The 13,117-nt window shown below is 42.9% G+C and carries 9 protein-coding genes and 1 pseudogene; 6 read left to right on the top strand and 4 right to left on the bottom strand.

The window, feature by feature from the left end; genetic code table 11:
• The 3 genes and pseudogenes from Q0R35_RS05680 to Q0R35_RS05670 all read left to right on the top strand — a co-directional run.
• Positions 1-536, top strand: a pseudogene (locus Q0R35_RS05680) (hypothetical protein); the annotation flags it as partial.
• 255 nt (positions 537-791) lie between these two features.
• Positions 792-1,607, top strand: coding sequence for an ABC transporter permease (locus tag Q0R35_RS05675; RefSeq protein ID WP_295615123.1), 816 nt, complete (start codon positions 792-794; stop codon positions 1,605-1,607).
• Positions 1,608-1,655: 48 nt separating this feature from the next.
• Positions 1,656-2,399, top strand: coding sequence for an ATP-binding cassette domain-containing protein (locus Q0R35_RS05670; protein WP_295615122.1), 744 nt, complete (start codon positions 1,656-1,658; stop codon positions 2,397-2,399).
• Between the two features lie 49 nt (positions 2,400-2,448).
• Here Q0R35_RS05670 and Q0R35_RS05665 read toward each other — a convergent pair whose 3' ends face one another.
• The gene (locus tag Q0R35_RS05665) at positions 2,449-2,841 is read right to left on the bottom strand and encodes a hypothetical protein (RefSeq protein WP_295615121.1); all 393 of its coding nucleotides are present in this window, start codon (positions 2,839-2,841) and stop codon (positions 2,449-2,451) included.
• Between the two features lie 292 nt (positions 2,842-3,133).
• Here Q0R35_RS05665 and Q0R35_RS05660 point away from each other — a divergent pair, with 292 nt between their 5' ends.
• On the top strand, positions 3,134-4,159 hold the full coding sequence (locus Q0R35_RS05660) for an alcohol dehydrogenase catalytic domain-containing protein (RefSeq protein WP_295615120.1): 1,026 nt from the start codon (positions 3,134-3,136) through the stop codon (positions 4,157-4,159).
• Between the two features lie 379 nt (positions 4,160-4,538).
• Complete coding sequence (locus tag Q0R35_RS05655) at positions 4,539-5,852, top strand: MFS transporter (RefSeq protein ID WP_295615119.1); 1,314 nt, start codon at positions 4,539-4,541, stop codon at positions 5,850-5,852.
• A gap of 220 nt (positions 5,853-6,072) precedes the next feature.
• Here the strand turns inward: Q0R35_RS05655 and ctpC are convergent, their stop codons facing one another.
• Together ctpC and ispG are read right to left on the bottom strand one after the other, a co-directional pair.
• The gene (gene ctpC, locus Q0R35_RS05650; RefSeq protein WP_295615118.1) at positions 6,073-7,362 is read right to left on the bottom strand and encodes a carboxyl-terminal processing protease CtpC; all 1,290 of its coding nucleotides are present in this window, start codon (positions 7,360-7,362) and stop codon (positions 6,073-6,075) included.
• Between the two features lie 252 nt (positions 7,363-7,614).
• Positions 7,615-8,838, bottom strand: coding sequence for a (E)-4-hydroxy-3-methylbut-2-enyl-diphosphate synthase (gene ispG, locus Q0R35_RS05645; protein WP_295615117.1), 1,224 nt, complete (start codon positions 8,836-8,838; stop codon positions 7,615-7,617).
• Between the two features lie 399 nt (positions 8,839-9,237).
• On the opposite strand from ispG, the gene Q0R35_RS05640 reads away from it, so the two are divergent.
• The gene (locus tag Q0R35_RS05640) at positions 9,238-12,411 is read left to right on the top strand and encodes a patatin-like protein (protein WP_295615116.1); all 3,174 of its coding nucleotides are present in this window, start codon (positions 9,238-9,240) and stop codon (positions 12,409-12,411) included.
• Positions 12,412-12,429: 18 nt separating this feature from the next.
• Here Q0R35_RS05640 and Q0R35_RS05635 read toward each other — a convergent pair whose 3' ends face one another.
• Positions 12,430-13,089 (bottom strand): response regulator transcription factor, encoded by a 660-nt coding sequence (locus Q0R35_RS05635; protein ID WP_295615115.1) that lies wholly within the window; start codon positions 13,087-13,089, stop codon positions 12,430-12,432.
• Positions 13,090-13,117: the final 28 nt, after the last annotated feature.

The following is a 13,117-nucleotide window of genomic DNA, read 5'->3' as shown; positions in this document are numbered from 1 at the left end:
AATATCAACTATCGATTTTGGGTAACCGGATCGATTATCTCATGCCAAAATACCGAGTGTGGTCCTTAGGAACTTATTCTAATTGGGGCACAGATCGGTTTTTAAAAATTGCTTACAACGATACGAATTTATCTGAAATTGAGCCAAATATCTTAGATCGAGAATTAATTTTAGTTGAAACCTTACCTGGTAATGGTGTGTTAATTGATACTAGTATTTTTAAAAAAATTGGCTTATACAATGCTAGCTTTTGTCCTCATTATCATGGGGATTCAGAGTTAATCATGAGAGCTAAAAAAGCAGGTATTGAGGCTTGGATTGCTCCAAATATTGTACTAGTTAATGATTTTAGTAATGACCAAAAACAACTGCCTCCTAAAGATTTATCTGGTTTAAGGTACATTTTTTTCAATCCTAAATCGCATTTATTCGCAATCTCAATCTTATATTTAATCTGGCACTATTGTCCGGTGTCAAAGCAATTTATTACTTTATGGAGCTTACTCAGAAGATTTAAAAATATGAAAGCAGCTTAAAAAATATAACGATTAAGATTCGATTTAAGCTATTTTTATCGCTCCAAATCGTGCATTTATGGATGTTTTATCAATCTACTCATATCAGAATCTGCGAGTAGATTCTGACACGTACATTAAAAGATGTTATCTAATTCGATTTGTTTACAACCGATCGCAGCTCGATCGGGACACTTCAACAAATTTTATAGTACGATCGCTGCTAAGATGGTTCGGAAGTAGTCCTAATTATATATATAAAGGCTTAACATTTTTATGATTAGATCGCTCGAAAAGCACTCCAGATCGTCTGCTATCTATCGCTACTACGAATTAGTATCCGTCCTCGCCGAACGTGAAATTAAAGTGCGATATAGAGGCTCTTTTCTAGGTATATACTGGTCGCTATTCAATCCACTAATTATGACGGGATTGTATGGAATTATCTTTGGTGCTGCTTTCAAGCAATATTATCATAATTCTATGTGGGAATATATCCTAGCCGCATTTACCGGATTAGCAGTCATTCACTTCTACAATGGTTCCACAGCGCAGGCATTAGGTAGTATTGTCGGTAATGGTTCATTGCTGAATAAAGTTAAGTTACCAGTTAGTGTTTTTCCAGTTTCAATTATCGTTGCCAATACGTTCCAACTGTCAATTGGGATGTTACCATTATTAATGATAGTGACAATTTTTGTTTCACCAAATTTATCAAGTGTTGTCAATATCCTGGCGATTCCACTACCATTAATAGCATTGATTCTCATATCGACGGGCATGGGATTTTTGACTTGCGCTCTTTATGTATTTTTCCGAGACTTACCATTTTTTTATGAGTTAATTCAGTTCGTGCTGATGATGACTAGCCCGATCTTTTACCCAGCCGCGATTCTCGACCCTGGCATTCGCCCATTATTAGAGCTAAATCCGTTATATCCAGTGATTGAAAGCTTGAGACAAATTGTTTTATCGGGTCAGTCGCCAGATTTCTTTTTGATTATTCGCTCGTGGCTGAGTGGAATCGTGATTTTCACAATTGGTTGGGTGGTGTTTAACTGGCTCCGCCCCAAATTTATGGATTTGTTGTAGTTGAGATCCTCACGGCAACATTATTCACTATACTTATTATTTAGTTAGATGGAAGTTATTAGTTTCAATCGGGTGTCTTTATGGCGACGTACTCAGGAAGAGTTTTCTTATGATATCAAACAAACTATTCTGTCGATCGTGTCGGGAAGATATCGCAAACCTGCCAAAAAGCTCGTCATCGATGATATCAATCTGATTATTAATTCTGGCGAAAAAATCGGGATCATTGGCGGCAATGGCGCGGGAAAATCAACCTTGCTCAAATTAATTTCTGGTATTCTCGAACCGACAAGCGGCAAAATTCGAGTCAAGGGAAATATTGCGCCACTGATCGAATTAGGAGCTGGATTCGATCCGAATATCTCCGTGCTAGATAATATTGTTATGTATGGTGTGTTACTTGGTTTTTCTAAGCGCGAAATGCACGATCGGACTCCGATGATTTTAGATTTTGCCGAGCTGCAAGATTATGCCTTAGTGCCAGTCAAAGGCTTATCTTCAGGGATGGTTGCTCGGTTAGGTTTTGCGATCGCGACAGATATTCAACCAGATATTTTAATTCTCGACGAAGTTTTATCGGTGGGTGATGAAAGCTTCAAAAATAAATGCCAGCACCGGATCGACAAATTTCTTAATGGTGATACCACTGTTTTGGTTGTTTCCCACGATCTTGATTTTATTAGTACTTCCTGCGATAAGGCAATTTGGCTCGAACGCGGACGGATAAAATTTATTGGTAGTGGTATTGAAACAGTCGATCGCTATCTCGATACGGTTGCAGCTCGATCTTAGCGATTGTCACTCCATCCCTACCAGGTAATGCCTAATCGCCAGACCTCACTCAAGTGCTAGTGCGGACGATCGGAGCTTTAATTGGCTTGCGTTCTGCTTTTGGCTCGAACACGATCGGACAAGACCAATCGACATCCCACCATTTACAGTGCTGTACCAGATCGTTGGGGTCGGGAATCAGTCCGAGCAAATCTTCGCGATTGGTATCGAGAAATGCCCCGGTAGCCACATCCATAAAGACGGTATTTAGCAGCTTAAAGTGTTGTTTGATCTTAATTTTAGTACCGTCGGCTGCGTGGTAAACCCTACTTTCAAAAAATTTGTTGACGTTACCACCATCCCTAGACCATTGGTTGGTGCTGCCAGACTTGACCCATTGCACGGTACCATTTGCAAAATAAACTATCACTAATTTAGGGTCTTCTACTTTTTTTTCGTTCATATGGAATATATACAGTAAGAAATTGTGCATGAGCGATCGCTGTACTAGCACAATTGCAGTTAGTTCGATGCACTAGAGAAAGAAGCTCTGCCGATCGCGAGAAGGCAACCTAAAACACTATATTATATCCTGTCTTTCGCTTTAAGATCGGTGCTTTATAATAACAATGGCTGTCGATAGAAGGTTATCTTCGCACCACGGCTGACGTTCAAAGATCGCCGTGCTAGATTTTCGATCGCCAAGTTGCCTATGCTAGGATGTCTTTTTAGCAACTATTTTAAATAATCATATCGTGTTAGCAGCCCTCTTGTACGGTCGCGAAGACCTTCGACTCGAAACCCTCGACACCCCCGTACCTGCCGCAGGTGAAGTCGTCATCGAGGTTACCGCTGCGACTACTTGTGGCACCGATCTCAAGGTCTGGCGGCGCGGCGGACACGCAAAAATGCTCAAGCCACCGACCCGATTTGGGCATGAAGCGGCAGGGAAAATTATCGCCCTCGGTGCTGGGGTCACCGATTGGCAGCTTGGCGATCGGGTAGTTGCCAATAATTCGGCACCATGCATGAATTGTTTTTTTTGTCAACGTCAGGAATATTCGCTCTGCCCCAATATTACTTGGAATAATGGTACCTTCGCGCAGTATTTAAGCATTCCCGCACAAATCGTCCGACATAATTTGCTGGCAATTCCAGCCGATCTCGATGCCGAGTTAGCTGCAATGACCGAACCCTTGGCTTGTGTTTTACATGGAGTGGCCCGGAGTGGATTTACCCCCGATTCTAGAGTAGTGGTAGTTGGGGATGGCGCGATCGGGCTGATGTTTGTCGCGGTGATGGCGAGTCAGTGTCAATCGGTGTGGTTATTTGGTGGTAACGATCGGCGGTTGGCGGTCGGTGAAAGCTTGGGAGCTGCACGGACGTGGAATTATCATCAGGTCGATATTCCCAGCACTGTGCGGGATTTAACGCAGGGATGGGGCGCAGATATCGTTATTGAAGCGACGGGGGTGCCGAGCGTCTGGGAAACGGCAATTGCTTGCGGTCGTCCGGGTGCGACGATTAATTTATTCGGCGGTTGTCCTAAAGATACGACGATTAACGTTAACACAGACAGGCTTCACTATAGCGAACTCACGCTTAAAGGGGTGTTCCATAATACCCCCCAGCACGTCCGTGCGGCTCTAGAACTGCTGGCGAGTCGGCAGATTTCGTTTGAGTTATTAATTAGCGATCGTCGTCCGCTGACCGATTTAGCACAGACTTTTGAGGATATGCGGAATCGAGCGGTAATTAAGGTGGCGATGATTCCTAATTAGGAAGATGGGGGTAAGAAGTAAGGAGTAAGGAGTAAATTACGGCTAAAGCCTATTCCCTATCCCATATCCCCTATTCCCTATTCCCTATTCACTATCCACTAACTTCAAGTATCTTTGGTATAGATTATGCGATCGAACTGGGAATACTAAGCTAAGAAATTATGCGATCTATCCATGTTCAAAGATGTCAGACTTATCGATTTGGAGCTAGATAGGACGATTCGTGCTGGCTGCTTGCCAGTGGAGCTAAACGATCTAGAAAAATTAACGGCTATATATCGAACCTCGATTCTCTTTCAGAGAGGCTACGCCAACGAATCGCATCGATCTGGGAGCGGGTATGCCAAGCAGAGAAACCAGCTTTGTGGAGTGTCGATCTATGACACTTAAACTAGCCAAAAAACCTGAGACTCGATCGACCAAACCTTTTAAGTCGCTGATGAGTCCGACTTTACGGATCGTGCTATTTATCAATTTTATTAATGCGCTGAGTCTGATTGCTTTAATTCTTAACATTTATAATTATGGTAAGACTTTTGGGTTGAGCGACTTTCAAACCAGTTTTTTATTTGCAATTTATTCGCTTTCTCAATTTATCGCCGCGCCAATTATTGGCAAATTATCCGATCGATTGGGTCGCAAGCCATTATTAATTATTAGCCTAGCCGGAACGGTATTAGCCAACTTCATGGTTGGGACGGCTAACACTACGAGCATCCTTTTTCTCGCTCGATTCTTAGATGGGATTACTGGCGGAAATATTTCAGTAGCTCAAGCAATTATTAATGATATTACCGAACCTGAAGATCGCGCTCGTGCTTTTGGTTTATTTGGCGCATCACTCGGAATCGGGTTTGTCGTTGGGCCATTAATTAGCTATCTGACAATTAAGTTGTCTTTGGGCGCACCATTTTTAGCTTCTTCAATTTTAGCCGCGATCGCCTTAATATTAACGGTCTGGCAGTTACCAGAAACACTCAAACAAGCTGCCCCTAAAGCTGGTAATCTCTTCGATTTAGGACTGGGGAAAATATTTACTGGATTTAAAATTCCCAGAGTTGGTGCCTTACTAATAGTAACGTTTCTAACGAGTATTACCTTTGGTATGTTTACATTTGGCTTTCAGGCTTATTATATTAAAGTCTTAGCTCAAGATTTATCTTCTTTCGATTTGCTATTTTTTAGCTTTGGTATTTTGGGTGCTATGATGCAAACTCTCGGCATTAAGTTTTTAACTAAGAAGCTAAATGCAGGTCGCATTCTGTTGTTAGGATTACTCTTTAGGAGTATTTGCTTTGCACTGATGCCGATAATTCCTAACGTTGTTTATTTTATCGTTATAAGTTTAATCTTCTCGGTCTTTAATTCGTTGATTCAACCGATGATCAGTAATCTTATTTCACTCAATACCAAACCATCAGAGCAAGGGATGACTGCTGGCTTGAATGCCGCTTATTTGAGTATTGCGACTGGGATCGGGCCAGTCATCTCGGCACTGCTAGTAGATAAACAAACGATCGAATCTGCCGAGAAATTAGCGAAAGAAACTGGTGCAGCGGTTAGTATTAATAGTTACTATAGCTATGGTTATCCGCTCTATGTTGCAGGTATTTGTGCTTTTGCTGTATTGTTATTAGCCATCCACACGCGGCGGCAATATAACCAGCCAGTTATCAATAGTAATTACAATTAGCTAGATAGTATTAACATTATAAAGAATGGGATCGATTATTAAATCGATCCCATTTTTGGATGCTTAGATAGAATTTAATTGCCTGTCGTCAACCACAAATAATAAAGCGATTTACTTAGATAACGATTGGTGAGATTGGTTACCGATCGTTCGAGGTTGCAATTGGGGGTAGCTCCTGGTTTGCACGATGCATCGGTAAGAGTTGTCGGCAAACTGTTAGTTACTTTTTTTGGGCTGAATTCCCGCTATTAGCGATCGCAACTTGGAGAATTTGCAGAGCCTTGGCATACTGCGGATCGGCTGGGGTGGCAACTTTAGTCCGATCCTTGATTAATGACTGAATTTGTGGTTTAGACAGTTTCACTTCGACATCGGGTTTGATGCCTGAATGATTGATATCTTTACCGCTAGGCGTGTAGTATTTAGCGATCGTTACTGCCATCCCCGCACCTTCGGACAAGGGACGTACGGATTGTACCAAACCTTTACCAAAGGTGGTAACACCGACTAACTGGGCGCGTTTGTTGTCTTGTAGCGCGCCGGAGAGAATTTCACTAGCACTTGCCGAGCCGCCATCTACGAGGATGACTAGGGGTTTTTTAGTAAGAGCGGTATTATTGGCTTTACTGACATCTCCCGTGCCTTGACGGTTGACTGTAGAGACAATTTTGCCATCATCTAGCCACATCCGGGCGATATCGATCGCACCGTAGAGCAATCCACCAGGATTCGATCTCAAGTCGAGGACATAACCCGTCGCGCCTTGGCTTTCGAGTTTTTGAATTGCCGCGCCCATCTCGGTGGGAGCATTGGCACTAAACTGTTTGAGTCGGATGTACCCGATGCCGCCGAGTTCTTTGGGTCGATATTTGGCTTCGACGGGGTGAATTTCGATTTGTTGGCGGAGGAGGTTAAATTCTAGGACTTGACGATTGTCTCGTTGAATGGTGAGTTTTACTGTCGTGCCTTCTTTACCGCGAATCAGTTGGACGGCTTGATTGACATCCATGCCTGTGGTGCTTTTACCATCAATTTTGGTGATAATATCTTTAGATAAGATTCCGGCTTTAGATGCTGAAGTATCTTCGATCGGCGCAATAACTTCAAGTTTCTTGGTTTTCTCGTTTTGGCTCAATTGAATCCCGACCCCAATTAACTGACCGGAGGTATCGACTTGCAGATCTCTGAATTCTTTAGGATCCATGAAGCGAGTGTACGGATCGCCCAGATTTTTGAGCATCAACCGAATTGACTTGTAAGCCTCTTCCTTTGTCTTATAATTTTTATCGACGACGTATTTGCGGCGGAGCGCGCGCCAATCTTTTTGATTGAAGGTGCCATCGACGTACTGTTTATCAACAACCTGCCAAACTTCATCGACTAATTCTTTGGGACTGTTTTTGAAGAATGCAACACCTTTAGGAAGATGAAGCCCCGCACCAGTAACGGCTACTGCTGTGAGTACCGCTGCGGTGGCACCAATAACTAACCCGTGTTTTTCGATCTTCATGATTTACGTCTGAATTAGCAAGAAAGGAAAAGTTAATGCGATCGGATGAGGCTTGACTTAGCACGAATTACAGGCAATGCAGGTGTGGCTGCTCAAGACACATACTATTAAATACTAGCATATTCATAATTTACTGAGATGGGAGATGGGAGATGGGAGACGGGGGACGAGGGGACGGGGGGACGGGGAGATAGCCTGTATTACTCCAAAATCTATCCACTATTCACTATTCCCTATTCCCTATCCCCTAAATTACTCTGGCTCGAACCACCGATCGTCTGCTTTAATTAAGGCAATCAATTCTGCCACACCATCGGCTTCGGGTACGCGTTTAATTTCATCTCGACCGCGATATAGCGAGATGTAGCCGGGTGTTTTGCCAACATAACCATAATCGGCATCCGCCATTTCACCGGGGCCATTGACAATACAACCCATCACAGCGATGTCCAAACCAGTCAGGTGCTTAGTTGCCTCGCGGACTTGATGGAGGACTGTTTCGAGATTAAATAGCGTCCGACCGCATGAAGGACAAGCGACGTATTCTACCATCGTTTTCCGCAGTCCTAGCGACTGGAGAATGCTATAGCAGACCGGAATTTCCTTTTCTGGAGCTTCAGTCAGAGACACGCGCAGGGTATCGCCGATGCCTTCAGCGAGTAGGGTGGCAATGCCAGCAGTAGATTTAATTCTGCCGTACTCACCATCGCCAGCTTCGGTGACTCCTAAATGAATCGGGTAATCCATCTCGGCTGCATCCATCCGTTGTGCGAGTAGTCGATATGCGGCTAGCATTACAGGCACGCGCGAGGCTTTCATCGAGACCACGAGATTGTGAAAATCAAAAGATTCACAGATGCGGATGCATTCTAGTGCCGACTCGACCATTCCTTCGGGAGTGTCGCCGTAGGTAAATAGCATCCGTTCGGCGAGGGAACCGTGATTGACCCCAATCCGCATCGCTTTGTTTTGGTCGCGGAGCGAAATGACTAGCGGTTCGAGCATATCGCGAATGTTATCGCCAATTTCGGCAAATTCAGTCGGGGTGTATTCTGTCCGGTCTGGCTTAGGCTTTTCAAATACATACAAGCCGGGATTGATCCGCACTTTATCGACATGCTTGGCTACTTCTAGGGCGATTTTCATCCCATTGTGATGGACATCGGCAACCAGCGGGACGATTTGGTAGGTATCGATTAATTTTTGTTTGATTTCGCCCAAAGCTTTAGCATGTGCCATGCTGGGAACCGTAACGCGGACGATTTCACAGCCGATCTCGTGCAGACGGCGAATTCCGGCGACGGCACCATCGATATCCAGCGTATCTTCATTGATCATCGACTGGACGACGACTGGGTTGTTACCGCCGATAATTACACTGCCAATCGCTACAGGACGGGTCTGACGGCGATGAATTGTGGTGTCTGTACCGAGATTACTATAAGCGGACTGAGTGGGTGCTGGAAGGGTCTGCATATACAAACAAGGATGGGGATTTGGATGTAATTATCTACCCTTCAGCTTGCCATAATATGGTCGTTTGGTGTGGGGATCTTAATTTGGCATGACTGACTGAGTTGAGAGGGTGTGCCGTAGGCGGTAGGGTTTATCGGCTGTTACTTTAGCAAAATTTGAGTGATGTACTATCGAGCGTGGTGTATTGTATTTATTAATCATCATTAAAAAAATTGACGATTTGATGAGAAGACTGTTATCTACAACTATTCGCCACAGAGCCTGTTAAGATGTACGATAATCGTTCCGATAGTTAGGTCGTTATGTAGCGACTGTAAATAATAAATCGTAAGATCGGCTCAACCGCACCACACTCTGACCCCGAACTTCCTGCCCAGTTATTGCTTCTAACCTGCAATCATGTCTAATCAGCGTAGCTATTATCGACCCCAGTTTTTCCGTGAAATACAATTGGGTTTGGTAGTTTATGGTGGCGTGTCTTTGGCAATTTATACTCATGGTGTCTGCCAAGAGTTTTACAATGCAGTGCGCGGTCGCGGTATTTATAAATTAGTCAAGGCGTTGACCGATGCCGACTTAGTTGTCGATGCTATTTCTGGTAGCTCGGCGGGTGGAATTAATGGGATTCTGCTCGGCTATGCTATTGCTAATAGTACCGATCGTGAAATGGTAGACTTTAGTGCATTTGCGCGGATTTGGCGCAATAGCGGCGATCTACTCAAACTACTTCAAAAGCCCAATTTATTTAAATCTCAGGCTGGCGGAGCGAGTACTAATAATGAAAGTTTTTATCAACGGGGATTGCTGTCAACATTAAGCGAAAGTATCGATCGCAAATTAACCCGTTCGCCGCAAGAATGGTTCTCGAATACTAAAGAATTAGATTTGGCGATCGCTGGAACTGATTATTTAGGAAAAGTCGATCGAACTCTCGATGAAAATGTCCTCGATGTGCGTGCCAAAAATCATCGCACCTTATTTCGGCTCAAGCATCGTCAAGGACGCAAAGAACCATTCAATCCTCATTATTGCGATCCGGAGTTGCCTCGTTCGGCTACAGATACCTATCGTGCTTTAGCCAAATTATGTCAGATTACGGCTGGTACTCCCGTAATTTTTCCACTAGTCGAAGTAGATCTTCAAGATCGGCAAAATTTAGTAGATCGTCAGTTAGTAACGTGGGGAAAACTTGCTAAATATCATTCTCTAGATTTATCTATAGAACGTGGCGATAAATTATATTTTCTCGATGGTGGTTTGCTCGATAATGCACCGTTAACATGTCTAATGAAAGACATGTACTATCGATTGCCCAACCGTTCCGGTCAACGTAAATTATTCTACGTCGATCCGAATCCCGAACATTTAAACGATCGACTACAATTGAGTAAGAAACAACAGTCGCGGATGGGAAAAATTCTTCAGGCTGCTGCTTTTTCAATTCCGATCCATCAAAGTATAACTAACGATCTCCGCAAAATTCAGGAACACAACCATAAGGTTCGTCGCTATCAAAATTCGCTCGATCTAACTGAGTTAGATATCGATTCTCAACAACTATTAGAAAGTAGCGATCGCACCCAATCTCAAATTTATTTACGGGGTAGACTTTTTGATTTTCGAGATCGTAATTTACCCCTATTATTACAATCAGACTTGGGATCTCAAAATACCCATTACTCAGTTATTCTCGACAAAATCGAGCGAATTGTAACTAATAGATTTTCTAGCAGTCAAGATCGCCACAATCATTATAAGTTACTCGATCGATTTGAATCACAAATCGTCGATCTGGATGTAGAATATAGTATCCGCAAGCACTTTTATTTAATCGATCGAACTCGCGACTTACTCAATTCTAGCCTGCCAGAAGCTACTTATAATCGACTGAAATCTTTGTCCGAGCAGTTGAGTTGTAATATTAAACTGTTAGAAGTAATTCGATCTAGTATCGAGTTATTATTGAGCGATCGCTCGATGGGTAATTACTTTTATTACTTAATCAATCAAGAAGGAAACGACCGACGGCTGCGTGCTTTAGTTTACGAATTAATGTTTCGACTGCATCGATTATTACTCAATGGCACCAAACTTCAGACATTTATTCCTAGCGATACATCTGGGTCTAATTTAGAAACTATTACCGCTTATTTTTGGCTAGATTTGCCAGAAATGGCTGCGAAAAGCGACCGAAAGCGGTGGTTATCACAGACCCAAATTTCGAGCGTCTTCGCTCAATTAAAGCAAAGAATTGCTGAACTACAGCAGAGTACCAATCTTCATCCATTAATTTGGACAGAAGAGCTAGAATACGATAACGATCGCAATCAGAGCTTTCCTAGTATTTTAAAACAAATCTCGCTAGCTGCGGAAGTAACGATCGAGAAATTAGGAGATTGCTACACCGAGCAATTACTAAAACAATGGCATACATTTGAATTTGTCGATCGCGAGTTATATCCATTTGAGTATCTGACTAGCTTGCATGAGAAAGCAATTATTAACCCGATTTGCATCAGCCCAGATAACGCTCAACTAGGTATTGGTAAAGGTAAAAATACCCAGCAAAAACTCGGTGGCGATAAACTTTATAATATTGGTGGGTTCTTCAAAAAATCTTGGAGATCGAACGATTTGCTCTGGGGCAGATTAGATGGATTGAATCGAATTTTAGAAGGAATAATTACCCCCAAATCTGTGACCGCTTTTGCTCATTTTGTCCAAAGAGAATCTACTCAGACAAATTGTACCCCATCTCAATATTTAGATTGGCTGCTAACCGAATCATTACCCCACCTATCAGGGAAAGAACGTCAAAAAATCGCTCAACATCTAGCAACTCTATCACAACCAGGACTGCGAATCGATCGAACCGAACTTCAGAAAATTTTAGCAGATCTGGTTTTTGCCGGACAACATGATATCTTAACTAGCGACGTTCATTCAGCTATCGAGGGTATGGACGAAGAACCCGGATGGTGGCGACTCCCAGGAGAGAGTCAACCATCTCATGAAAACTGGATTTTTAGCAAGATCGATATTAATTCGGCTTCATCATCACCAACATCGAATCCTAACGCCATCGTGAGGATCATCCATCAATCTCTGGGCAATTTAGCCTCCCAACAACAGCATTTCTTTCGCCAACAATATCGAACTAGTATCGATAAACTGTGGGAAAATATGCCGTTAAGCATCTGGATCGATTTGTCTACCAAGATTGTGCTGATTCTCCGCACTCTACTAGTTCAATTATTTAAAACATCTTCCCGCACCCAAACAATTCGTCATCCTCTTTATCACTGGCTCGATGGCAGTTTGCAATCGATTTATTGGTGGCTGCAAGGGGGTACTATTAAAGTAGGCAACATTCACAGGCGACCGCGAATTATTTTATTCCAACTTTTAGGAATTGCTGTGGCATTTTCTGGCATCGTCCTAGCGTTTATACTATCGCCATTGTGGTTGTTATTATCGCTACCTAGTGCAATTATTTCTTGGTTTTTACAAATTATGCGCCTGAAACGCTTGACTGGGCGTAAAGATAATTCATCGGTACCACCATCACAGTAATTTTAATGTGGTGGCGATCTAAATTTCAGGAGCTGAATCGGTAAAATGTTGTGCTACCCAGAGTGCAACCTGGAGCCTGTCGCGCAAATTTAGACAGGTGAGAATATTAGTAACATAATTTTTAACTGTACCTTCACTGAGATGAAGATCGATCGCAATTTCGCGATTACTTTTACCTTTACCAATATGTTTGAGAATTTCAAGTTCGCTATGATTGAATTGCTCTAAAACTGCTAATGTTGACGAGGGTGTAACTACAGGTTCGGGGATGCGTGCGAATACCTTGAGGGCAATAGCTGGATCTAATTGACCGAATCCGCGATTTAAGCTGCGAATAGTAGCGGCTAATTGTTGAGATGGCGTACTTTTAAGGATATAACCTAACGCTCCATTTTGCAGCGATTGACAAATATATTCATCTTCATTAAAAGTTGTCAATACCATAATCCGAATCCAGGGAAACCGCTGATGAATGACTTTTGTAGCTTCGACTCCATTACAAATTGGCATCCGCACATCCATTAAAATTACATCCGGGCGAAGTGTTTGGGCGAGTAAAATTGCCTCCTCCCCATTACCAGCCTCACCGACAACTTCGATATCTAGTTCGAGGTTAATTAATGCAGCTAATCCTTGCCTAAAAATAACTAGATCGTCAACTAATAACAGGCGAATCATTTTAGAGATGGGAGTAAGAAGTAAGGAG

It is taken from the genome of Chamaesiphon sp. GL140_3_metabinner_50, from assembly GCF_025361915.1.
GTDB lineage: Bacteria > Cyanobacteriota > Cyanobacteriia > Cyanobacteriales > Chamaesiphonaceae > Chamaesiphon.
This window is presented reverse-complemented; position numbering and strand designations above follow the sequence as displayed.